This window comes from Micromonospora sp. NPDC023966 (assembly GCF_040639095.1).
GTDB lineage: Bacteria > Actinomycetota > Actinomycetes > Mycobacteriales > Micromonosporaceae > Micromonospora.
The window spans coordinates 279,601-301,805 of sequence record NZ_JBEZZJ010000003.1 but is presented as its reverse complement, the minus strand read 5'-3'; the positions used below and the strand labels follow the sequence as shown (position 1 = coordinate 301,805).

Sequence of the window (22,205 nt, the reverse complement as noted above, 5' to 3'; positions counted from 1 at the left end):
CTCGTGGCCTTGCGTCCGTCCCCGTCTGGCTTCATGATCTCTCTGCCGCGAACGTGGAGGAGCGTGCTCCCCACGTCTCCGGTTGCTCCGCGCCTGATCCTGCTGTCCGATCCAAGTCAAATACGCACTAGTACGTATGTGGCGGGCGCCGGACCGGCCCGATCCTGAAGCCCGGGCGCCGCGCCGCGGCGCCGTGGGGAAGGGCGGCCGCCGTGGTGGGTTTCGTCGATCGAGCGCTGATGCAGCTAGCCGATCCGGCCCAGTTGCAGGCGCTGATCGCCCCGCCCGCCGCGATCCCGGTCGCCGACCTCACGATGCTGCTCGGCTCGGTGTACGACCTGGGCCACGTACGGATCGACCGGATCACCGGGCTGACCGTGACCGGTGTCGAGACGCAGGTGCCGTTCCACCCGGTGCAGCGGCACCGCGGATCCTGGACCCGCAACCAGCCCGCGTACCTGACCACGGATGTGATGGTGGACACCCGGAACGGCGCCGACCCGGTGTGGGTGGATCTGCTCGCCCGGATCGTCGTGCACACGGTCACCGAGGTGGATCCGGGCGGGATTGAGTCGGCGCTGAGCCGCGGCCTGGACGACTTCACCACGCTGGACGAGTTCCGGGCGCAGTTCCGCTTCATCGACCTCGACGCGTTCCTGGCCCGGCACCGGCTGAGCACGGTCGACGACCTGCGCGAGGCGTACGAGTACCTGCGGACCGAGGTGCGGTTCCGGGCGGCCGGTCCGTTCGATCCGTCCGATCCGGCCAACGCGCACGACATCGAGGCCGACCTGGCCGTGCTGATCCGCGCCGACCTCGAGCTGACCGCGGCGATGCGCTCCGCGGTCACCGTACGGTCGATCGCCGGGCAGACCCGCACCGGCCCGAAGGACGCCCTGCTGGGCCGGCCGGTCGCGCCGCTCGCGGTGGCCGTTGTGGTGGACGGCTCGGCCCTGCGCGGTGCCGTCACCGCGGCCGCCGTGCGCACCCTGTTCGCCCGCGGCCAGGTGCTGAGCCTGGTCGCCGATCCGCCGTGAGCACTGGAGGAACGATGCCCGACTCCGACGAGTCGCCGCCCCCGGCGCGGCGCAAGCGCGACACCGGCCGGACCCGCCCGGCCGCCGCCGACGAGGACGCGGACGACACCGCCGCGGCGGAGGCCGACGCGGCGATGACCGACCGGGAGCGGCACGCCGAGCTGGAACGGCTGCGGCGCAAGCTCCATCGCAAGTTCCACTGAGGACAATACGAGAGGACCGTGCCGATGCCCGTCCGGTACATACGCGTCAATCCGGTTGCCGATCTGTTCGCGCCCGCGGTACGGGCGTTCGGCAACATCGCCGTGGTCGGTGCGGTCACCCCGCCGGCCGCCAACCCGCCGGCCGACCTGCTGACCGTCGGCACGCCCGTGGTGTTCACCAACCCGAGCGAGGCGCGCCGGCGCGCGCCCGGCGATCTGGGTCGTGCCATTGCCCTGTGCTTCGCCCAGAGCCCCGGCCCCACCGTGGTGACCGGGGTCCGGGTCGATTCGGCCACGCCGAACTGGGACGCGGCGCTCACCGCGCTGGAGACCGCCGACGTGCAGATCGTGTGTCTGGCCAACACGCCGCTCAACGCCGCCGCGGCCGCCGCCACCGGCGCGATCCGGAAGCTCGCCGACCACGTCGTCAGCGTCTCCACCACCGGCACCGACGGCGCCGAACGCATCGGCGTGGCGATGCTCGTGGCCGGCGCCACCGACCCGACCATCGTCAGCGGCGCGCTGGCCAGCGACCGCATGGTCTACGTCGCCCACAAGTCGACCGAGGACGTCGCCGCCGCGGTGGCCGGGACCATCGCGGGCTACGAACCGCACATCTCGATGCTGCTGAAGCAGGTGAACGTCAGCTCGGCGCCGTTCACCCCGGCGGAGATCCAGGCCATCAACGGCTCGGAGACGTTCTCCAGCGGGCCCGCCGGCGCCGGGGTGAACTGGCTCGTCGACCCGCCGCTCTTCCCCGGGCAGGGTATCTATCTGGGCGAGGGCTACACCGGCAACCCCGGCGGCAAGAAGTACGTCGACATCACCCGGACCGTCGACAACCTGTCCTTCCTGCTCAAGGCCACGCTCATCCGCTCGATCGGCAACCTGCGGATCAGCCGGTCCGGGCTGCGGGCGCTGGTCGCCCAGATGGAGGCGGTCCTGGATTCCCAGGTACGCCAGGAGGTCATCGAGGGCTACGACATCACCGTGCCCATCCTGGCGCTGCTGGACAAGCCGCCGGCGAGCCTCACGCCGTCCGAGCTGGGGCAGATCAACGACGCCCAGAACCAGCGGGTGGTCGAGGTGCTGGCGGCGGTCGACTACGCCGGGGCCGTGCACCGCATCGCGATCACGTTGAAGTTCGAGTAAGGAGCACGCGGCGATGGCCGACTGGAACACGCGCCTGGAAGTCAAGCTCGGCGACAAGACGATCACGCCGATCTCCAACCTGCAGACCACGTTCAACGTGCCGCACACGGTCATCCACAGCCTGGAGGCCGACGGTACGGGGTACGTCCGGCAGCCCTTCACGTTCACCTTCACGATGACCGTGCCCGCGGTCGCCGAGGCGGTCGCCGACCTGACCGAACTGGCCGTCAACGGCACCGAGTTCTCGGTGAGCGTGGCGGAGAAGGTCGGCACCGACTGGTCCTTCAAGTCCATCAAGTTCGCCCGGTGCGTGGTCACCTCGGGCTCGCCGAGCAACATCACGGTGGACGGCGTGCCGCAGGCCAACTTCTCGTGCATGGCGCTGACCGTGACCATGGAGGACTGAGCGGTGGCCGGAGACGACGTTCAGCCCTTGCCGCAGCCGGCCGGTGCGCCCGGATCCGGGCCGGTGGTCAACTACTACTTCCCGGTCGAGGTCGAGATCGTCGGTGACGTGGACGACGCGGTGGTGAAGCGGGTGGTCGAGCGCGTCTTCGCCGAGCTGGACCGAGAGATGTCGTGCCGGCAATGACAGGCAACCGGCCGGTCCTGGTCGGCGCCGTCCCCCTGGTCCACGTGCAGAGCATGACGATGAGCCAGGGGTACCGCATCGAACGGATCATGGGAAGCCGGTGGTCACAGGCCACCCAGCCCACGGTGAAGACGATCGCCGTCGAGGCCGTGCTGATCGGGCCGAACCGGCTGCTGATCAAGAAGGCGCTGGAGGCCATGGCGCTGACCAGCCGGGCGCTGGTGGCCGCCGCGGCGCCGGCGCTCGCGGTGGCCGGCATCCCGGTCGTCTCGGGCATGACCGTGAGCCTCGACATGCAGATCACCGACCTGCGCATCACGCACAGCACCAGCAAGCGGGACGCGCTCGACGTGTCGATCAGCCTGCAGCACGTGCCGCGGTCCAACCTGTCGGCGCTGATCGGCGAGGCGGCCGACATCGCCCTCGCGGTGGCGACCGCGGCCGCCGGCTCGGCGCCGCCGCCGAATCCCGTCCCCCGTACGCCCGGCCCGCCGATGTGAAACAGGAGGTCTTATGAGCGCAGCGGTGAGGCCACGTCCCGGACCACGACGGCGAACGATCGCCGCTCCGCGGAGCGAGGGCCGGCCATGAGCACGCCTACCTTCCTCCGGTTGCCGGTGAACCCGGACGAGGGCTTCCCGCAATCGTTCCGGCTCGCATTCGGCAACCGCAGTTACCTCTTCGGGCTCGCGGTGGACATCGCCGAGGAGGTCCTGCCGGAGGTGACCACCCCGGACGGGCTGTTCGCCGCGATCACCCTGCCGGCCCCCGGGGCGTACCTGGTCCTGACCGTGGTCCGCGACGACGTCACCGGAGGCACCGTGCTGCTGCGCCGCAAGATCATCCCGAACACGGTCTATCCGGCCGGGGAGCTGGCGCTGGTGGTGCGCAGCATGCGGATCGCGATCGGCAACCTGCACGGCGCCGGCGCGTACCGGTCCGAGGTGGTCGCGGGGGTGGCGTTGCGATGAGTTTCGTGCTCTGGCACAAGATCCGGATCGCCCCGGCCGAGGGCGGTGGCGGCCTGCTCGGCACGGTCGCCTCGTTCGCCGGGATCGGCCTGCCGCTGACCGTCACCAACGACGTGTACGCCGGCGGCCTGGCCCTCGACGCCGAGGTGTCGGTGCAGATGGGCGAGGGCGCCGCCGCGGACACCTTCGCCATCACGCTCGCCGACCTGCCGGCGGCCCTTGTCGCCCAGCTGCGCGCCGGCTATCCCTCCGGCGGGCTGATCGCCACGATCAGCCTCGGTTACTTCGACGAGCCGCTCACCCGGTTCGGCACCGGGCCGGTCATGACCGGCCGGGTGATCGCGGTGACCACCGGGATCGGCGCCGGCGGGGTCTCCCGCACGGTGATCGAGGGCCAGGAGGAGGCCGGCTACAAGCTGCTCAAGAAGCCGGCCCGGCTGGACCGGCCGAAGAACCTCCCCCGGCTCACCCTGGTCCGCGACCTCGTCCAGGCCGCCGAGGTGACCCTGGCCCGGCAGTCCACGATCCCCGGCTCGGTGGGCGACGTCAGCGTCTGCACCGCCACCACGCTGACCGCGCTGCAGGAGCTGGCCGACGCGGCCGACGTCCCGCTGGTGGTGGGCGACGGCGAGGTGCGGCTGGGCGCCGCGGTCGGTGCCACGCCGGCGCCCGTGCGTATCGATCCCGGCCTCAACCTGGTGTCCCGGGTGGACGCGCAGAAGGAGGACGTGACGCCGGGCGCCCGGCGCACCGGCGATACGAAACCGCTGGTGCGGACTGGCCTAGAGGTCACCGTGCTGGGGCATCCGGGCCTGCGGCCCGGTCAGGTGGTCACGGTGTCCGGGCTGGACGACGTGCCGCCGGGTCCGCTGCGGATCAGCCGGGTGACGCACGCGTACGGCGCCGCCAACGGCTACACCTGCACGCTGGTGCTGACCGCGGTGGCGGCCGGGGTTCGGGTCCGGGTGCCCGGCGGGGTCCAGGGTGTGGTGGACCGCTGGCAGGACGTCGTCACCCGCAGCCGGGAGGACCACCCCGCGATCGACGTCGGCGAGGTGACCGCGTACCGGCCCGGCAAGGACGGCCGCCACCTGGCCGACCTCCACTACGGCCAGAACCCGCCGGCGGGCGAGGTGGCGCCCAGCGTCACCACTGCCGTCGGCACGGACGTCGAGCTACACAACAAGCCGGTCACCTCGCCGTTCGCGTTCCACCAAGTCGGCCTGGTGACGCCGGTCTACCCGAAGATGCGCGCCCTGCTGGCCCACAACCGCGGCCTGGTCAACGACGCGGTTGCCACCGGGTGGATCTGGTCGGAGGAGCCCCGGCTGAAGCCGCCACCCAACGAACCCGGCGACTACTGGCTGGCGTTGCCCACCGAGCTCGACGGCGACGGGCTGCCCACCGGCAAGGGGGTCAACGACCTCACCGACGCCACCGGGCACCGGGTGGTCCAGGCCCGGGCGCTGCACATCACGGTCGGCCGCAAGAGCCTGCCCGACGTCGGCACCCGGCCCAAGCTGCCGGACGACGACACCGTGGTGATCGAACACCATTCAGGCACCCGGATCACGATCAACGCGGACGGGGAGGTCACCATCGCCACGGACCGGAAGACCCTGACGCTGACCAACGGGCAGGTGTCGATGAAGCTCGACGGCGCGAAGGTGGCGATCTCCTGATGCCGGCCGTCCTGACCACCGATTCCACGATCAAGTGTGCGCACAGCGGCACGGTCGTCGCGCAGGCGTCCACGTCCGCGCTGACCGCGGCCGGGAGCCCGGTCCTGGTCCAGGCCGACCTGCTCGCCGCCACGGTGACCGGCTGCACCAACACCAACACCAACGCGGGTGAGACGCCGTGCCTCAAGGTCACCTCGGTGACCGCCGGGCTGAGCACCACCCTCAGCGTGGGCGGCCAGCCGGTGCTGCTCGACACCGCCAAGGGGCTGACCAACGCCACCCCGCCGCGACCGGTGCTGTGGCAGGTCGACTCCGCGGGCCAGACCGTGCTGGAGGTCTCATGACCGTCGTACCGCAGGCCGGATTCGGCGTCAGCTTCCTGCTCCGGGACGGCGACCTGGTGTTCACCGGGTCCGGCGTGGAGCTCGTCGAGGGGCTGGCGAACCTCACCCAGGCGCTGACCCTGCGGCTGCAGACCCCGTACGGAACCGACCGGGTGAACGCCACGTACGGACTGGACGCCCGGGAGGCCTTCAGCGGCAACCACGACCGCACCATGCTCAAGGAGCTGATCCGGCTGGAGGTGCTGCGGACGTTGTCCGGGGACCCGCGGGTGCGCGAGGTCACCGGCGTGCTGTTCGACGACGATCCGGAGTTCCCCGCCGGGGCCGCCGGGGCCGCGCCGCCGGACCATCGCGACCGCGTGTGGCGGGTACTGGTGACGGTGCAGACCACCGACGACACCACCGCGGTCGTCCTGACCGACGTGGAGCGCTGAGCGATGAGCGACTTCGGAGTGACCCGGGACGGATTCGTCCTCAAGGGATTCGACGCCATCCTGGGCGACGCGATGGACCGGGCCCGGCAGATGTGGGCCACCCTGGGCCTGGAGCCCGACCTCACGTCGACCAGCCCGCTGCGGAAGCTCGTCGAGGCTGCGGCCCACGAGGACGCCGAGCTGTGGAAGCGGCTGGAGGACTTCTACTACAGCGCCTTCGTGTCCACCGCCACCGGCGCCACCCTCGACCTGCTGGGCGACGACGTCGGGCTGGCCCGCCGGGACACCTTCGCCACCGGGACGGTGACCCTCACCCTCACCGGCGGCCTGCCCGGGCGGACGTACGTGGTGGGCGAGGGGACCATCCTGCTCGCACCCGGAACGGGCCAGGCGTACGCCACCCGGACCGCCGTGACGCTCACCGCCGCCGCGCCGGTCGCTACGGTCGGCGTCCAGGCCTTTCACCGCGGCGCCGACGGCAACGTCCCGGCCGGCGCCATCACGACCGTCGACCCCGCGTACCGGTCGGTGTATCTCGCCGATTTCGGCCCCGCGGACGTCACCGTCGTCAACCAGCAGGACCTCACCGGCGGCGACGGCCGTGAGGACGACGACAGCTACCGGGGACGGCAGCTCGGCATCTCCCGGTCGCTGTGGACCGCCGAGGCGGTGCGCCAGACCGTCCTGGACGTCGACGGAGTGATCGACGTGCTGCTGACCGACCCGCTCGGCGGGGTGGACGTGTCGCAGAGCTTCTTCGGCGAGTTCCTTTTCGCCGAGCGGCTGTTCAACGCGGAACGGCGGATCGGCGAGCCCTACCGCTTCGACATCGTGGTGGCGCACGACTTCCGCTGGCCTTGGACCACGACCGGCGCGGTGCCGGGGGTGTTCGAGCGGGTGTCGGCGGCGGTCGACCTGGTCCGGCCGGCCGGGGTGCACCCCAACGTGGTCGAGGCCGACCACATCGACGTCGGCGTCCGCGCGCGGATTGTCACCGAGCCCGGGCACGACCAGGCGGCCCTCGCCACCGCCGTCCGGGAGGCTCTGGCCGCCGGGCTAAGCGACCTGCGGCTGGGCGGTGACGTGCTGTACAGCCGGGTGGTCCGCACCATCGTCGAGGTGGCCGGCGTGGTCGACGTTCAGCGGCTGCACCTGCGGCGGCACCCGCCCGCGTTTGGCCGGATCACCCTGGGCGACGTGCCGTACCTCAGCACCGAGGTGGACGCCGCAGTCGGTCAGAACCTGGTCATGGGGCCGACCGAGCTGCCGGTCTTCCGCACCGACGCGGAGCTGCACGACCTCGAGCTGGTGACGCCGTGACCCTGCCGATGAGCGCCGATCTCCTGTCGGTGGCCCGGGGCGCCGCCGGGCGGATGTCGCGCCGGCTGACCCAGCCGTTCGCGGCCGGTGGCGACGTGCTCGCGCTGTCGCTGAGCCCGGTCGCCGGCACCCCGGGCGCGGCTGACGTCGCCGCGTACGACTTCGATGATCATCAGGCCCGGTTCGGCGTCGCGCCGGTGCCGTCGTACGTCCTGCGCAGCCTGCGCGACCTCGACCGGGAGACCCGCGTGACCCTCCGGGTGAGCGACCCGGCGCTGCCCGGCGGCGGCGCCGACGTGCCGGTGCTGCTGCGGGCCGGGACGCTCAGCGGCGAATCGGTGCCGGTGCCGCTGCCCGCCGCCGCCACCGGGGCGGCGCGGGTCGGCCGGATCATCGTGGCCCATCGCAGCGGCTCCGGCTTCGTCCCGGCGCCCGGACCGGCCGCGCAGCAGTGGTCGATCAGCGTGCTGCTGGGCAACCTGGCCCGGGTGCTGTGGGTGCTCGGCGCCGAACGGGACGCGCTGCGCCGGCACATCGCTCGGACCGCAGCCCAGCGGCGGCTCGACCACGCGATCGGGCCGACCCTGGACCTGATCGGCGCGGACCTGGCCGTCCCGCGGTTCCCGCCGTTGCCGTATCCGGTGGACGACGACACGATCGCGCTCCACCACCTCGACGACGCCCGCGGGGCTGCCGGCGTCGAGGATGCCACCGGGCGTTTCCCGGGCCGGACCGCCCATCCCGGGGTGCTGTCCGGCAGCGCGACCCCCGGTGTTCCGGGCCGGTACGGGCCGGCCCTGGCGTTCGCCGGTCCCGGCGCGGCCACCGTCGCCGCCGACCCCGCCTTCGATCTGCCCGCGACGGCATCCTTCACCGCCGAGTGCTTCGTCAAGCCGGAGCCGTCCACTCCGGACTCCCGCGTTTTGTCCCGTCGGGGCGCCACCGGAGCGGGCTGGACGGTCGAGGTGGGCGAGTTCGGCCGCGGCCTGCCCCGCGCCGTCCGTGCGACCGTCGCCGACGGCACCCGGGAGGTCGCGCTGCACGCCGACCTGTCGCTTCCGGTGGACCGGTTCACGCATCTGGCCCTGGTGGTGGACCGGGCCGAGGCGTCGGCGGCCCTGTGGGTGGACGGCATCCGGCGGGACCTGGCCGACGCCGGGCCGCTGGGCGCCCTGACCGCCGCCGTACCGGTGGTGATCGGCCCGGGGTCCGGCGGGCTGCGGGCGGTGGTCGACGAGGTGCGGATCAGCCGGAGCGCGCGGGCCGGCTTCGCGCCGGCGCTCGGGGAGAGCGACGAGCACTACCGCCGCCGGCTGCGCATCTTCCGGCGCTGGGTGCTGCCCACCCCGGCCGGTCTCACCGCGCTGCTGAACGAGGCGGTCGGCTCGATCGGCGGCGTCGCCGATCCGATCGTGGTGGACGACACCGACACGCCGGTGACGCGCGGGCACGCCGTCGTCCGCGTGGTGCCGGTGTCGCTGGACCCCGGCGAGAGCATCGACGCCGCCGGGCGCCGCGGTACGGGCGAGGACGACCTGTACGGCGATCCCGACGACCTGCGCATCGATCCGGTGCTGCTGCTGCGGCACGACGACGCCCGCGCCGACTACGGCCCGGTCACCACCGGCGACCCGCATCTGATGCAACCGCCGCTCGCCGCCGCCCTGAACCGGCTGCTCGGCCTGGTCGCGGGCGAGGCCGGCCGACTGCGGGTGGCGGCCGCCTGGACACCGGACGCGGACGACGCGCGTGCGGCCGGCCGTGGGCTGATAGTCACCCATCCGGGGCTGTCCGCCGGCACGCTGGCCGCGCGGGCCCACGAGGCCGGCTTCACCTGGGTGCGCACCCAGCCCCGGGGTACGGGCGTGTACGCCTCCTGCCCGCCGGGCAGCGCCGTGGCTTTGGTCGCGGCCCCACCGGTGGCGGACGGTGCGGAACCCGAGGTGGACGTGGGCGCCACGCTCACCCTGACCGTCTCCCCCGCGCCGCCGCCGGACGCCGAGCTGAGCTGGTCGGTGGCGACCGGGCTGGGACCGGGCCGGGTCCGGCTGGTGGCGGCGGGCGGTCAGGCCACCGTCCAGGGTGTGCAGCCCGGGCTGACCGTGATCAGCCTCGACCTGCTGCGCCAGGGGTTCACCAGCACCGCGTCGGTCGCCGTGCACGTCCGGCCGGTCACGGTGGCCGCGGGCGGCACGATCGCCGCCGACGGCACCCTGGGAGCCGGGCCGGAGGTGGCCGGTGCGCCCGGCGATCCGGTCGATTCGAACCTGCTCGACACTGTCACCGACCTCCGAGCCACGTACGTGACGGCTCAGGCTCGCCGGATGCAGCGCGGCGTGTCCCGCCTGCTGCTGGCGCTGCTGGACGACCTGGCCGGCGTGGCCGGGACGCTCACCGTGGTGTCCGCGCTGGTGCCGGTCGCCGGGGGTGCGCCGCTCACCCTGGCAGCGCAGGGCCGGGCCCTGACGCTGCGGCATTCGAGCCTGCCGGCCGAAGCGCTGGCGGCGCGCGCCCACGCCGCCGGATTCGCGTGGGTCTCGGTGTCCGGCACCACCGTCGAGGTCCGGCACACCGCCGGGGACCTCATCGAGGTCCGCGGCCCGCACACCGTGACCGAGGGCGGCTCGATCGCCCTGGAAGTCGTGCCGGACCCCTCAACGGTGTCCGCGACCACGAGGCTGAGCTGGTCCAGCGGCCCGCTCGAGCCCACGCCGGGCGCGGCCGGGGTGAGCACCACCTCGCTGCCGCAGGTGCAGCTGGTCGGCGAGCGGGCCGGTCGGGTATGGGTACAGGCGGCGTTCCGCGAGGCCGGAGCCAACGGCCCGTACGCCATGCAGATCCGCCTGCGCCCCGGCGTCCCGGCCGGCTCGACGATCAGCCGCGACCAGTACGACCTGATCATGAACGTGGTGCACGCCCTCCATCCGCTCGGCGTAGAGGTGCTGACCCGGGCCATCCGCCCGGCCGTTGTCGAGCTGACCGGCAGCCCGTCGGTGGATCCGGACTACACCTACCCGAAGTTCCGGCTGCACCGTTCCGCCTCCCGACTGCGAAAGGACGCCGAGCATGGCTGATCTCGTCTTCAACCCGACGTTCCGGCACACCGACTACGTCGACAACCGGGACCGGGTCCAGGCGGGCGGCCCGAACGGGTTCAACGCCCGGTTCCGGGCCCTGGCCGCCGACCTGACCACGCTGCACGACGTGGTCACCGATGTGAACACGGCGCTGGTGGCGCTGGGGCAGGGGCCGGGGCCGGTGCAGCAGACGCTCACCCTGTCCCCCGCCCTGGCGCCCGTCGCCGGCTCGGGCGCGTGGGTCCAGGACACCGCCGGGTTCGCGTCCCGGTCCGGTCCGCTGACCAGTCTCGCCGGGGTGCAGTCGGTGTCGCTGCCCCACGGCGCGCGGATGGCGTCCTTCCACACCCTGGGGCAGAACAGCGGCACCGGAACGCTGCGGGTGTCGCTGATGCGGTCCCGCCTGCTGTCCACCGTCGCCCCGGCCGAGCGGCTCGCCCGGGTCACCGGCGACACCAACCCGTTCGACCTCAACGCGCCGGTCGATCCGAACAACGCGGTGGTCGACACCGTCCAGTTCCGTTACTTCGTCCTAGCCACCCTCGACGGCGCCGCCGCCGGCGACACCGTCACCCTCTCCGGATTCCAGGTCCTCTACACCGCCTGAGCCGGAACTCGTACCCGGAGGCCAGTCATGCCACCCATTCCAGGCGATCTCTACCTCAGCGTCGACTTCGGGTCGTCGCCCACCAAGGACGACGGCACCCGCCCGTACACCGGGGCCAATCCGCAGTGGAACAACTTCAGCATCGCGCTCAGCGGCGGGCCCAACGACACGCAGACCCGGGTCGGCGCGCAGACCTCGGTGAAGGTCCGGGTGTCCAACAAGGGACCGGAGCCGGTCACCGACGTGCACGTGGACGCCTACGTCATGAACCCGTTCATCGGCATCGCCCAACCCAACCAGGCCATCCAGCGGCTGCGCGGGTCGGTCGGCTCGGTGGCGCCCGGCTCCGGCAGCTCCGGGGCGAACGACGCTCACGTGGTCACCTGCCTGGTCAACGGCTCGTTCCCGTGGGTGCCGACCAACGCCGAGCTCAACGCCACCATCAACGGCGACGGGCACATGTGCCTGGTCGCCAACGTGTACTCCGACGCCGACGGCGCCGACGACGGGCGGCCGCTGCTCGACGGCGAAGACTTCAGCGTGATCAACGACCAGCACCAGGGCCAGCGGAACATCACGGTGCTGCCGATGAGCCTGCGCGCCGAGCACATCATGGAGTTCCTGGTGATGCCGGCCCCGCGCGAGGTCGAGGAGACGTTCGTGGCCTTCGAGCCCGTGGACCTGCGGGCCGGTCTCGGCGCTGGGGACCGCGCGCTCCTGCTGTCGCACGACTTCGTCATCGCGGCCGAGGGCGGCGACGGCGAGCCGGGCCAGTTGTCGGTCCTGATCAAGGGCAAGCCGTTCCCGGTTTTCCCGTCCGACCGTCCGCTCACGACCAAGCTGTCGGTCGAGGACATCGGTGAGCCGCCATACGACGACCGCGACGACGACCACCCGGACATCCGCGACGGTCGTTGGCCGCACTTCCCGCACCGCGGTCTCCGCCACCGCCGGCCGCGCCGGCACCGGATGCCCACCTTCGAGGACGCGAAGCGCGGCAAGCTGCTGGTGCAGACCGACGAGGAGCAGCCGGGCGCCCTGCAGGCGATCGACATCGTCCAGCGGGACCGCAAGGGCCGCGCGCTGGGCGCGCTGCGCATGTTCACGATCGCCATCGGTTGACCGACGGGGTGGTCCGGCCGGATCAGGCCGACCGGACCACGCCACCGCCGAGCAGCCCGGCGTCCCGGAGGATCAGCACCGCGGTGATCCGGTCGTGGCAGCCCAGCTTCGAGTACGCGTTCTCCAGATGCTTGTGCACGGTTCGCACGCTGATCCGGCAGTGCCGGCCCACCGCGCTCGCGGTCAGTCCGTCCGCTATCAGCCGCAGGACGTCGAGTTCGCGCGTGGTGAGGCCCTCCGGGCGGTAGGCACCGAGCCGCCACCGCAACCGCAGCCCCGGCGCCATCAGCCAGGCCGCGTCCAGCTCGGCGGCGGAGAACTCGCCGCGCGTACGCGTCAGCACCCAGGCGGCGTCGGCGGCCAGCGGCAGCAGGAGCAGCTCGTCGAGCCGGACCGGGTCGAGATGACTCGGGTGGCCGCGTAACCAGTCCCGCGCCCGGGCGCCGGCCGGGTCCTCGGCGGCTACCGGTCCCCGCGCGTCCGTACCGGCCCAGGTGCACGACCCCCGGGCGCCGGTGAGGTCGCCGGGACCCACCAGGGTGATGCGTCCGCACGGCAGGATCCGCCGGAGCACCGGCACCACGTCCGCGCCGTGGGCCGCCAGAGGCACCACCGTTCGCATCTCCCACACGGTAGAGAGGCGGACGACCCGCCGATGTCGGCAGTCCGACCACAGGAGAGGTACCTGGTCATGTTCACCCGAACGGCCGAGATCCCGGTCATTCGTCAATCCACTCCGGAGTGATTTTCGGGTCGACGGGCGCGCTCATCCCGGGTGCCCACTTCGATTTCCACCCGTCGGGGATGTCCAGGGTGCGGAACTTGCCCTCGGCCATCTCCTGGGCGATCTTCCGCACCTCGGCGATGAATTCCGCGCCGTGCAGGTCGCCGAGCCGGCGGGTGAGCGTGTAGGCGTACTCCACCTGGGGCCCGGCGTGCAGGTACGAGTTGTGCAGGCGGGTCAGCTCCGGGTTGGCCGTGGCGCGGCTGGCCGCCAGGAACACACCGTTCTCAGCCTCGTTGATACCGCTGCCAGCCTTGGCCAGACGTTCACGCATCCAGTCGAGGCCCGGGCCGAACTCCCGTTCCGGGATGATGTGGTGGGCGTGGTATCCCGGTGGCGGAACGGCTTCCCCGGCCTTGAGCATCGACGCGCGCAGGGCGACGCTGCCGGGGGTCTCGACGATCTGATCCAGCCGCGGCGGCTGACCGGGGTGGATGGTGATGTCCGCCCGGTCGGCGAGTTCGGACTCGGACCACTCCCCGCGCGGCGGCGCCTTGCCGGCCTGGATGTTCTCCATGCCCTCGATGGCGTCGGCGAGCTTGCCGCTGGGCACCTCGTCGAGGAGGTCGACGGTCCGGTCGTTGAGGTGCACGCGGTGCCGGCTCAGGAATCGGCCGAGCTGCCTGACCTCCGCGGGCGTGAACCGCTCGAGCAGCCGTGCGACCCGCCGGGCCAGCGGGGCCGACAGCTTCGTGTTCTTCCCCATGAACAGGCGCAGGTCGTCGCCCGTGAAGCCCTTTCTCTCCAGCTCGGCCAGGAGTTCGTCCAGCGTGGCCGACTCGATGACGATCGGCTTCTCCGGCGGCTTGGCGGTCTCGGCCGGCTTCTCCACCGGTTTCTCCGGCGGCTTGACCGGATCGGACGGCGGCGGCGTGGTATCGGACGGCGGAATCGGATCGGCCGGCGGTGGTGGCGGTGGCGGTGCCGAATCGGCGGGTGGCTTCGGAGGCAGCGCGGCGGGTTTCGGCGCCGCGGCGGCCGCACGCTGCACCTCGGCCTCGTGCAGCTGCCGCAGCCGCAGCAGCGCCGCCTCGTCCAGCGCGCCGACCTGCTTGGCCCCACCGAGCAGCAGCTCGGCCGGGAGCGGATTGTCGGCCGCGAGCGCCCGGATCACACTGCGGCCCGCGTCCGCCGACAGCGGCTCGAGCCGCTGGAGAAAGCGTTCCAGAGCGGCCGGTCCGTGCTGGAACGGCCCGGCGAGGACCCGCGCCGCGATCGCCGGCTCCTGGGTGAGGAAGAACAGGACCCGCGGGGCGGAACCGAGCTGAGCGAGGGTGCCCGCCTCGGCCATCGCCTTCATGAGGGCGTCGTCGGCGGCACCGATGGCCCGCAGCAGCTCGGCCGGCGCGCGCTTGTTGGTGAGCAGCCGCTGCAGGAGCCCGTCGATCTGCCGCTCCCCGGCCGTCCGGACCAGGCGTTCCAGGCCTTCCGAGGCGGCGCCGGTCAGCTCCGGGCCGTACAGCTCCAGCAGGGACTGGTACGCGCGTGACCGGTATTCGCGGCCGATCGCGGTGAGGATTTCGGTGAACTTGGCGCGGAAACCCTTGGCGATGACGGCGCCCGCCTCGTGCTCGACGGTCCGGCCGATGGCCGCCTCGACCTCGCGGGCGCCCTTGAGCAGAGCGGAGACGGTCTCGCCCCACGACAGGCCGGATTTTCGCAGCGCCTGGGCCGCCTCCACCGCCGTGCCCGCCTTTTCCAGCGCCGGTCGCAGCGCCGGGGAGAGCAGCGGCACCACCGCGAACTCCATGACCAGCCCGGCGAGGAAGCCGTGCTTGAACCGCGTCCAGTAGGTGCCCGGGCTCGACCAGCCCGAGCAGTGCGAGTAGTGCAGCAGGTCGTCGGCGAACTGGTAGGTGACCTCCATGGCACCGATGCCGACCGCGGTCAGGCCGCCGCGGAAGGCGAAGACGATCCACTTGGTCGCCACCTCGGAGACCAGTTCCCGGGTCACCAGGAACCCGGCGCCGAAGCCGACCACCTGCTTGACGGCCAGCGACAGGCCCTTGAACCCGACCGCGTCCAGCTCACCCTTGAGGGCGGCGGTGAGGTAGCCCTGCAGGGTGCGATCCTCGGCGTCGGTCGTGAAGCGGTAGATCACCAGTTGCACGCTGACGAAGAACAGCAGCTGGAGACCCGACGCGATGCCCAACTCGATGATCATCACGCCGCCGAAGATCACCGTCTCGGCGAGCAGGAAGACGGTCAGCGCCGCCTGCAGGTGCTGCACGTGGTAGTAGGTCAGGTAGGCCTCGAATGCGGTCGGCGACCCGACGATCACCTCACCAGCCGGGACCCAGGGGTTGTCCCCGACCTTCTGCACCGGCTGGTAGTGGACGTAGACCGCGGGCACCCCGCCCTCGGTACGCCGCTCCAGCTTCAGCACCCGGACCGTCTTGCGGAGGGTGACCTTGACGAGGTCCTTCTCCTCCAGCGGCGGCATCTCCTTGGCCGCCTCCTGCATGGCCTTCTGCAGCAGTTCCTCGCGGGTCATCCGCTCGCCCGGATTGCACACCATCCGCCCGATGAGCTCGCTCACCTTCTTGCGGGTGGGCTCCTTGAGCTTCTCCAGGATCTCCGGCTTGGGCTGATGGACCCGCGAGGACTCCGAGTAGTACGGATCCACCACGGCGACCACCCCGGCCGCGTCGTCGGTGCTGTCCCCGGCCGCGCGCACGATCTTGTCGGAGTCGTTGAGCAGCCAGATCTCCTGCTTGTCCACGTCGTACCTGCCGCGCTCCCCGCTGTGGACGAGAGCCTCGATGCTGGCCACCACCGCCCGGATCCGCGGGTCGTCGGCGTACGGGGATCCCACCACCAACCGGACGACGAGCCGCTTGAGGTAGGTGTCGGTGGACCACATCTCGCCCACGGCGCCGAAGAAGGCGTCCAGCTCGCCGCGCTTGTGCAATTCGTCGAGCACGAGCACGAACAGCGCCGGATCCCGCCGCCCGCGGTCCCAGCCGATGACGTACTCCCGGAACGCGGCCTTGCGGTCGGCCGACCAGAACCCGTTCTCCAGCCGCAGGATGCGCTGCACCTCGGCGGCCTGCGCGTCGATGAAGGCCGCGTTGGCCTGGCGGAGCACCCGCGTCCGCAGATCCGCGGGCAGCACCGGGCTCAGGTGCACTCCCATGCCTCCCGGTTGCCAGGAGCCGGCGGCCGGGCCGCGCCCCGCCGCCGCCGGTGCGGCCGGGTCGGCCAGCGCGGCCGCGAACGGGCCGAGCGTCGGGCCGAGCTGCTCGGTGGCCGCCTCCGTCAGCGCCACGACCTTGCCGAGCGAGGTCTTCCAGTGCGCCTGGAGCAACGCCGCGAGCGCCCGCTCGTGCACCGCCCGCCTCACCACGAACACCACCGCGACCACCGGGACCGGAAGATCGGGCACCGCCTGTACGGTGGCCGCCCAGTCGGCGCCCGTCGCGGCGGCGAACGCCTCGGGGGTGACCAGCGCACCGGCCTCGCTCAGCGGCACGTCCACGGTCTGCTCGGGCCGGAGCTCCACCAGATCGCCCAGGGTCAGGTTCGGCAGCGGGAGGAAGACCGAGAGCACCCAGGCGCCGGGCAGCAGCGTCTGCTCGGCGCTGTCCGGCTTGGCCTCGACGAAGCCGATCCGGGTGAAGTCGGGCACCGCGGCGGCCACCTTCCCGTCCCGGTCCGCCCCGGCGATCGCCGCCCGCAGCTGGCCCCACCCGCTGATCGCCCAGACGTACTCGCCGGACTTGCGGGTGACGGCGTACGCGGCGGTGACCTCCCGGCTGAGCGTGGCGAAGTCGTACCGCCGCCGCGCCTCGGACAGCCAGGCGGCGGCCGGCATCACGTCGTCCAGCTGCGGGAAGTAGAGCTCCATGGGGTCGGCCGGGTCGGTCGTACCGGTACCGGTCCGCCGCCCGAGCCGCTTGCGGATCTCGAAGAACTGCCGCGGCGTCAGCCGGAAGGCGACCTTCTGGCGGATCCGGTACGGCGGGCCGTCGTCCGCCACCTTCGTCAGTGCGTGACTCGGCCGGCCGGAGCCCGCACGCGGGGCCGGCGTCCGCTCCGCCACCGCAGCGACGGGCAGGCTCTGCTGCCGGGCCGCCCGCCGGACGGCCCGCTCGATCAGCGCCCGCAGCGCGGCCTCCTGATGCGGCAGCAGGTCCGGCCCGGTCACTTCCGGCGGGTGCAGGACCACGCCGCCGCCGACCACGTCGTGGTCCGGCAGGGAACGGCGCGCGTTGGCGAACGCACGGCCCAGCGCCGCGGCCACCGCGTCCTCCCACGCCTCGCCGGTCAGCACCTCGGCCGGGGCGGCACAGCGGAGCCGGACCGGGAAGGTGAGCGCCCTCGCCGGCTGGGGCTGGTCCGCTGGTTCCGTGGTCACCGTGGTCCGATCTCTCGCACTGCGACCATTGGACGTCGGTATCGCGCCGTCCGCGATCCAAGTGTCGGACATCCGCGTCGTCGCCGGCCGCCGTGCTCCTTCCGGGTGACGACCCGCGACGGACCCCGCGAAGACCCAAGAACAGTGCTCGGCCGTGCAGCTGTTCGCGGCCCGGGCGGCGGCCGCCGACCCCGCGTTCCGGCTCACCGCCGACAACGTCGGCGCGGTGGCGGAGCTGTGCAGCCGGCTCGACGGACTGCCGTTGGCCCTGGAGCTCGTTGCCGGCCGGATACCGGCCATGGACGTCCGCGACCTCGTCGACCGGCTGAACGAGCGGCACCGGCAACGCAGCGGGCCCCAGCGACAGCAGACGCTGTCCGCGGTCGTGGAGTGGAGTTGGGAGCTGCTGACGGCGTCCGAGCGCGCCGTCCTGCGCCGACTCGCGCCGCATCCGGGCGGATGCACGCTGGCCGCCGCGGAGGCGGTCTGCGGCGGCGACGACGTTCCAGTGTCCGACGTTGCCGAGCTTCTTGGCCGGCTGGTCGACCGGTCGCTGGTCGTGCGCCTCGACAGCACGTCGGGCTCACGGTATCGGCTGCTGGAGACGGTGCGCACGTTCTGTGTGGAGCGGCTCGCGCAGGCAGGTGAGGCCGAAGTGATCCACCGGCGCTACGAGGGCTACTTCGCGGGGCTGGCCGGCTACGCCGAGCCGCGGCTGTACGGGCACCGCCCGCTCTTCGCCTACCTCGGTGAGCTCTACGACGAAAGGGCAGCGCGGCCCGCGCACGGTCCGGTGTCCGCGCGGTCGCTGCACCGTGCGGTGGTGTCGGCGGACGGCACGTCGATCGCGATGGAGGCGCATGGCGACGGACCGGCGGTCGTGCTGGTCGGCGGTGCGCTCAACGACCGGCGGACGTTCCTGCCGCTCGCTCGTGGCCTCGCGGCCCGCTAACACCGCTGTGACCTACGACCGCCGCGGACGCGGCGACAGCGGCGACACCGCGCCGTACGCCGTCGAGCGCGAGATCGAGGATCTGGCCGCGGTCGTCGGGGCGGTCGGCGGCCACGCGTACGCGCTGGGGGTCTCCTCCGGCGCGGTGCTCGCCGCGGAGGCCGTGACCCGAGGGGTGCCGATTTCCGGCTTGGTGCTCGTCGAGCCGCCGTTCATCCTCGACGACAGCCGTCAGCCGATGCCGCCCGACTTCGCCGATCGGCTCCGCGAGCTGGTCGCGCAGGACCGGCACGGCGACGCGATCGAACTGTTTCTGACGACCACCGTCGAGATGCCGGTGGAGGTGGTCGCGCCGGTGAGGAGCGCCCCGATGTGGAAGGACTTGGAGTCGTTGGCGCCGACGATGGCGTACGACATCAACCTGATGGGCGATTTCCGGATTCCGCAGCACTGGGCGGACGCGGCCACCCTACCCACGCTGGTGGTCGACGGCGGGGTAAGCCGGCAATGGCGGCGCGAGACTGCGCAGACTGTTGCCGACGCCCTCCCGGATGGCCGCCGGGTCACGATGGACGGCCACCCGCATGACGTCGATCCCGAGGTGCTGGGCCCGATCATTGCGGCGTTTCTGGAAGAGTTGCGCTCCACGCCCCCGGACGCTCGGTCACTGCGGCAGTTGGCGCAGCCCGGAGCATGAGCCATGGGGCGCTCTGGTCGAAGGTCCACGCCTGTTAGCCGGTGGCTGGTCCCACCTGCATAGACAGGTGAAGGCGTTGGTCTACTTCTTGTCCCTCCTTGTGGTGTCAGGACAGGGTCTCGGGAGGGGGTAAACCGGCGCACCGTCGGAACCCGCCCACAGCCAATTGCACCCTCCACCGCGCACTGGCCGAGACCGCCGCCGATTTACTGTCGCCACCACGTTAGGTAACGGCCGTCGTGGAAGCTGACGATCTCAGTGATCACCGCGCCGGTGACGCGCAGAACGTCGATCGTCAGCGGCAGGACTCGCGGGCCGGCCGCGGTGGGGGTACAAACAAGGCACTCGGCGAATGGCGGCGCGGGGAGGTACTGACAATGGGATTCACGTTTCCCCCTGGCGCGCGGCGCGGTGCTCTGGTCGCGGCCATGATCACAGGTGTGACGCTGACCTTGGTGTGCGCATCACCGGCCGCGGCGGCCGGTTCCCTAGTGGCGCCGTCGGGCGTGAGCGCGCGTGCCTCCGGCACGAGCACCATCGTAATCTCGTGGAACTCGACCGCGTCGACCTCGTTCTACCGCGTGCTGCGCGCCACCGTGTCCGGCGGACCGTTCACCGTGGTCGGCACGGTCCCGACGACGTCGTTCACCGACACCGCTCTCACGCCGGCCACCCGGTACTTCTATGTCGTCCAGTCGGGATACGGCAAGAAGCTGTCGGCGTATTCGACGGAAGCCAACGCCGTGACGGCGTTCACCGCGCCTGCCGGCGTGCACGTCAACGCCACGGGATCTTCCATGGACGTGCGGTGGGAAGCGGTGCCGGGCGCCGCCCGGTACGAGGTCATGCGGGTCGCACCCTATGAGACGTGGACGGCCATCGGTTCCACCACGGCGACCATGTACCGCGACGAGAACGTCGTCAGTGGCAGCTACTACGGGTATGCGGTACGTGCCGTGGCGCCCAACGGGGCGGCCGGGACCTCCCCGAACGTCTCCGGGCATGCGGGTCCGGCGACGAGGATGGACTTCACGGTGTACCCGTCGAAGGCGGAACCGGGACAGTGGGTGCTGCTCAGCGCCGAGGTACGCAACGCCGACGGCTCCCGACCGACCGGCCCGGTGGACTTCTACCTCAACGGTTCCTGGCTCAAACAGGTTGAGCTGGGCGGCGGCCGGGCAGAGTACGTGGTGCAGATGGGCGCGCAATCGCTGACGTTCTCGGCCCAGTACCAGGGCGATGCGCTGCCGGTGACGGGGGCCAGCGGGTCAGGGCCGGTCACTTCCGCCGCCCATGCGGCGTACGGGTCGCTGACGCTGCAGCCGGCGCAGGCGCGGGCGGTGGGCGGGCAGGCGATAGCCCTGGCGAGCGGGGACCTGACCGGTGACGGCCTGAACGACGTGGTGGTCACCAGCCAGCGGACCGTGGAGCAGTCCTACGAGGTCGGGTTCGACCTGTTCGTCCAGCAGGCCGATCACACCCTGGCGGCGTCGCGGTACCACGCCATGTCGCCGAGCGGGGGCGGCCTCACGCCGACCATCGCCGACGTCGACGGCGACAGCCGAGCGGACCTGGTGATGACCGGCGGGGACGGCGTCGACGTCTACCGGCAGACCCTGCAGGGGTTGGCCGCCCCGACACCGGTGTCGTTCGGCACCTCGGTCACCGCAGCCCGGGTGCTCGACCTCGACGGTGACGGCGTGCGCGATCTGGTGGTCGACGGAGCCGCGGGTGCAATGGTGCGCTACGGCACCGGTGGCGGGGCGTTCGGCGGACCGGTCGGCCTGTTCCCGCACTACGGCGAGGTGGTGGTCGCGGACCTCGCTGGAGACGACCGGCCGGACGTCGCTGTCCTCCGCGATCATGTGATCTCGGTGCTCACTCAGCTCGCGCCGCGGGAGTTCTCGGCACCGGTCGAGTACGCCGTACCGCCGGATCCGTGGCAGTTCATCGGCTCGTTCACGGCGGGCGACGTCGACGGCGACGGCCGCCCGGACCTGGTGGTCAGCGTCGGGGGGAACAACCCCTCCGGCCGCCTGGAGATACTGACCCGGGGCACTGCAGGCACCCTCGGCACGTGGCGGCTGTACCCATCCCGGGACAACCCCGCGGGCGTGCTGCTCGCCGACATGAACGGTGACGGCCTGCTGGACGTGTTCACCACGCACACCGGATTCCCCGGTGTCGGCGGAATACTGCAACGCCCGGACGGCTGGCTGGGACGCCAAGTCATCTACCAGCCGTACTCGGCCGCCGACATCGGCAGGTACGGGTTCGCGGCCGCCGACATCACCGGCGACGGTCGACTGGACCTCCTGCTCGCCGACCCGTGGGTCGGTCTGGTCACCCGCATTCAGTAGCTGGCCGGCATTTGGCGTTCGCTGGAGACGATGCGCCGCCCGGACGGCACGCAACGGACGAACGAGCCAGTGGTTGTGTTCACCGGGTTCCGCGACATCTGCTTGGTGCGGTGTGGGCACTCGTGCGCGGGCTGCCGTGCACTCAGCGTGATCGCGCGCTGAGACACGACACGCACGGTCGGCGGCATGAGCGGATGCCTTCAATCAGCGATGGCCGGTGGCGTGGTGACGGCGATGGACCAAATATGGACGAGTCGTCCGCCGTCGTAGCAGCTCAGGATTCGTCGGCGTCGGGCCCCGGCCGGCCGCGGAAGAACGGCCTGAGGGCGTAGCCGACCGGGCGCATCCATAGCGGGGGCCGACCCGCCTCCCCAGATCCGCCCCTGGCTTTGGTCGTGGAAACGGGGCCCAGATAGCCGTCTCTTCTGGGCCCAGGGCGAAGAGTTTCTTCGTGATCAATATGCGGCAGTTTGGGTCCCGCCCTGAAGGCGTCGGCGAGTGAGCGCAGGACGGG

At 72.0% G+C, this 22,205-nt stretch carries 19 protein-coding genes; 17 read left to right on the top strand and 2 right to left on the bottom strand.

Going from position 1 to position 22,205, the window contains the following annotated elements; translation table 11 throughout:
* The first annotated feature begins 239 nt into the window (after nucleotides 1-239).
* The 14 genes from AB0F68_RS07790 to AB0F68_RS07725 all read left to right on the top strand — a co-directional run bounded on the left by AB0F68_RS07790 (nucleotide 240) and on the right by AB0F68_RS07725 (nucleotide 12,541).
* Complete coding sequence (locus AB0F68_RS07790) at nucleotides 240-1,037, top strand: hypothetical protein (RefSeq protein ID WP_357333653.1); 798 nt, start codon at nucleotides 240-242, stop codon at nucleotides 1,035-1,037.
* Between the two features lie 14 nt (nucleotides 1,038-1,051).
* Nucleotides 1,052-1,240 (top strand): hypothetical protein, encoded by a 189-nt coding sequence (locus AB0F68_RS07785; protein ID WP_357333651.1) that lies wholly within the window; start codon nucleotides 1,052-1,054, stop codon nucleotides 1,238-1,240.
* A gap of 24 nt (nucleotides 1,241-1,264) precedes the next feature.
* Complete coding sequence (locus AB0F68_RS07780; protein ID WP_357333649.1) at nucleotides 1,265-2,392, top strand: hypothetical protein; 1,128 nt, start codon at nucleotides 1,265-1,267, stop codon at nucleotides 2,390-2,392.
* Nucleotides 2,393-2,405: 13 nt separating this feature from the next.
* Nucleotides 2,406-2,798: a hypothetical protein gene (locus AB0F68_RS07775; protein WP_357333647.1), complete on the top strand. Its 393-nt coding sequence runs from the start codon at nucleotides 2,406-2,408 to the stop codon at nucleotides 2,796-2,798.
* Between the two features lie 3 nt (nucleotides 2,799-2,801).
* Nucleotides 2,802-2,984 carry a hypothetical protein gene (locus AB0F68_RS07770; protein WP_357333645.1) on the top strand — a complete coding sequence of 61 codons (183 nt, stop codon included), beginning with the start codon at nucleotides 2,802-2,804 and terminating at the stop codon, nucleotides 2,982-2,984.
* A complete protein-coding gene (locus tag AB0F68_RS07765) occupies nucleotides 2,981-3,484 on the top strand; it encodes a hypothetical protein (protein WP_357333643.1) in 504 nt (167 codons plus the stop codon). Before AB0F68_RS07770 ends, AB0F68_RS07765 begins: the two co-directional genes overlap by 4 nt.
* 87 nt (nucleotides 3,485-3,571) lie before the next feature.
* Nucleotides 3,572-3,955 (top strand): hypothetical protein, encoded by a 384-nt coding sequence (locus tag AB0F68_RS07760; protein WP_357333641.1) that lies wholly within the window; start codon nucleotides 3,572-3,574, stop codon nucleotides 3,953-3,955.
* Nucleotides 3,952-5,637 carry a hypothetical protein gene (locus AB0F68_RS07755; protein WP_357333639.1) on the top strand — a complete coding sequence of 562 codons (1,686 nt, stop codon included), beginning with the start codon at nucleotides 3,952-3,954 and terminating at the stop codon, nucleotides 5,635-5,637. The genes AB0F68_RS07760 and AB0F68_RS07755 overlap by 4 nt, the downstream gene beginning before the upstream one ends.
* Entirely contained in the window at nucleotides 5,637-5,981 is a 345-nt protein-coding gene (locus tag AB0F68_RS07750) for a hypothetical protein (RefSeq protein ID WP_357333637.1), read from the top strand. The genes AB0F68_RS07755 and AB0F68_RS07750 overlap by 1 nt, the downstream gene beginning before the upstream one ends.
* On the top strand, nucleotides 5,978-6,415 hold the full coding sequence (locus tag AB0F68_RS07745; RefSeq protein ID WP_357333635.1) for a hypothetical protein: 438 nt from the start codon (nucleotides 5,978-5,980) through the stop codon (nucleotides 6,413-6,415). Before AB0F68_RS07750 ends, AB0F68_RS07745 begins: the two co-directional genes overlap by 4 nt.
* A 3-nt stretch (nucleotides 6,416-6,418) precedes the next feature.
* Complete coding sequence (locus tag AB0F68_RS07740) at nucleotides 6,419-7,735, top strand: baseplate J/gp47 family protein (protein WP_357333633.1); 1,317 nt, start codon at nucleotides 6,419-6,421, stop codon at nucleotides 7,733-7,735.
* Nucleotides 7,736-7,743: 8 nt separating this feature from the next.
* The gene (locus tag AB0F68_RS07735; protein ID WP_357333631.1) at nucleotides 7,744-10,809 is read left to right on the top strand and encodes a LamG-like jellyroll fold domain-containing protein; all 3,066 of its coding nucleotides are present in this window, start codon (nucleotides 7,744-7,746) and stop codon (nucleotides 10,807-10,809) included.
* On the top strand, nucleotides 10,802-11,419 hold the full coding sequence (locus AB0F68_RS07730) for a hypothetical protein (RefSeq protein ID WP_357333629.1): 618 nt from the start codon (nucleotides 10,802-10,804) through the stop codon (nucleotides 11,417-11,419). Before AB0F68_RS07735 ends, AB0F68_RS07730 begins: the two co-directional genes overlap by 8 nt.
* 27 nt (nucleotides 11,420-11,446) lie before the next feature.
* The gene (locus AB0F68_RS07725) at nucleotides 11,447-12,541 is read left to right on the top strand and encodes a hypothetical protein (protein ID WP_357333627.1); all 1,095 of its coding nucleotides are present in this window, start codon (nucleotides 11,447-11,449) and stop codon (nucleotides 12,539-12,541) included.
* 22 nt (nucleotides 12,542-12,563) lie between these two features.
* Here the strand turns inward: AB0F68_RS07725 and AB0F68_RS07720 are convergent, their stop codons facing one another.
* Together AB0F68_RS07720 and AB0F68_RS07715 are read right to left on the bottom strand one after the other, a co-directional pair.
* Nucleotides 12,564-13,163: a LuxR C-terminal-related transcriptional regulator gene (locus AB0F68_RS07720; protein ID WP_357333624.1), complete on the bottom strand. Its 600-nt coding sequence runs from the start codon at nucleotides 13,161-13,163 to the stop codon at nucleotides 12,564-12,566.
* A gap of 97 nt (nucleotides 13,164-13,260) precedes the next feature.
* Nucleotides 13,261-17,682, bottom strand: a complete 4,422-nt coding sequence (locus AB0F68_RS07715; RefSeq protein WP_357333622.1) for an AHH domain-containing protein — start codon at nucleotides 17,680-17,682, stop codon at nucleotides 13,261-13,263.
* 154 nt (nucleotides 17,683-17,836) lie between these two features.
* On the opposite strand from AB0F68_RS07715, the gene AB0F68_RS07710 reads away from it, so the two are divergent.
* The 3 genes from AB0F68_RS07710 to AB0F68_RS07700 all read left to right on the top strand — a co-directional run bounded on the left by AB0F68_RS07710 (nucleotide 17,837) and on the right by AB0F68_RS07700 (nucleotide 21,691).
* Nucleotides 17,837-18,634, top strand: coding sequence for a hypothetical protein (locus AB0F68_RS07710; RefSeq protein WP_357333875.1), 798 nt, complete (start codon nucleotides 17,837-17,839; stop codon nucleotides 18,632-18,634).
* The gene (locus AB0F68_RS07705) at nucleotides 18,543-19,331 is read left to right on the top strand and encodes an alpha/beta hydrolase (protein ID WP_357333620.1); all 789 of its coding nucleotides are present in this window, start codon (nucleotides 18,543-18,545) and stop codon (nucleotides 19,329-19,331) included. Before AB0F68_RS07710 ends, AB0F68_RS07705 begins: the two co-directional genes overlap by 92 nt.
* A gap of 239 nt (nucleotides 19,332-19,570) precedes the next feature.
* The gene (locus tag AB0F68_RS07700; RefSeq protein ID WP_357333618.1) at nucleotides 19,571-21,691 is read left to right on the top strand and encodes an FG-GAP-like repeat-containing protein; all 2,121 of its coding nucleotides are present in this window, start codon (nucleotides 19,571-19,573) and stop codon (nucleotides 21,689-21,691) included.
* Nucleotides 21,692-22,205: the final 514 nt, after the last annotated feature.

Excerpts from the sequence above, each read along its gene's own strand:
- AB0F68_RS07790 (WP_357333653.1), top strand. The coding sequence starts at position 240 with ATGCAGCTAGCCGATCCGGCCCAGTTGCAGGCGCTGATCGCCCCGCCC.
- AB0F68_RS07785 (WP_357333651.1), top strand. The coding sequence starts at position 1,052 with ATGCCCGACTCCGACGAGTCGCCGCCCCCGGCGCGGCGCAAGCGCGAC.
- AB0F68_RS07780 (WP_357333649.1), top strand. The coding sequence starts at position 1,265 with ATGCCCGTCCGGTACATACGCGTCAATCCGGTTGCCGATCTGTTCGCG.
- AB0F68_RS07775 (WP_357333647.1), top strand. The coding sequence starts at position 2,406 with ATGGCCGACTGGAACACGCGCCTGGAAGTCAAGCTCGGCGACAAGACG.
- AB0F68_RS07765 (WP_357333643.1), top strand. The coding sequence starts at position 2,981 with ATGACAGGCAACCGGCCGGTCCTGGTCGGCGCCGTCCCCCTGGTCCAC.
- AB0F68_RS07760 (WP_357333641.1), top strand. The coding sequence starts at position 3,572 with ATGAGCACGCCTACCTTCCTCCGGTTGCCGGTGAACCCGGACGAGGGC.
- AB0F68_RS07755 (WP_357333639.1), top strand. The coding sequence starts at position 3,952 with ATGAGTTTCGTGCTCTGGCACAAGATCCGGATCGCCCCGGCCGAGGGC.
- AB0F68_RS07750 (WP_357333637.1), top strand. The coding sequence starts at position 5,637 with ATGCCGGCCGTCCTGACCACCGATTCCACGATCAAGTGTGCGCACAGC.
- AB0F68_RS07745 (WP_357333635.1), top strand. The coding sequence starts at position 5,978 with ATGACCGTCGTACCGCAGGCCGGATTCGGCGTCAGCTTCCTGCTCCGG.
- AB0F68_RS07740 (WP_357333633.1), top strand. The coding sequence starts at position 6,419 with ATGAGCGACTTCGGAGTGACCCGGGACGGATTCGTCCTCAAGGGATTC.
- AB0F68_RS07735 (WP_357333631.1), top strand. The coding sequence starts at position 7,744 with ATGAGCGCCGATCTCCTGTCGGTGGCCCGGGGCGCCGCCGGGCGGATG.
- AB0F68_RS07730 (WP_357333629.1), top strand. The coding sequence starts at position 10,802 with ATGGCTGATCTCGTCTTCAACCCGACGTTCCGGCACACCGACTACGTC.
- AB0F68_RS07725 (WP_357333627.1), top strand. The coding sequence starts at position 11,447 with ATGCCACCCATTCCAGGCGATCTCTACCTCAGCGTCGACTTCGGGTCG.
- AB0F68_RS07720 (WP_357333624.1), bottom strand. The coding sequence starts at position 13,163 with ATGCGAACGGTGGTGCCTCTGGCGGCCCACGGCGCGGACGTGGTGCCG.
- AB0F68_RS07705 (WP_357333620.1), top strand. The coding sequence starts at position 18,543 with ATGGCGACGGACCGGCGGTCGTGCTGGTCGGCGGTGCGCTCAACGACC.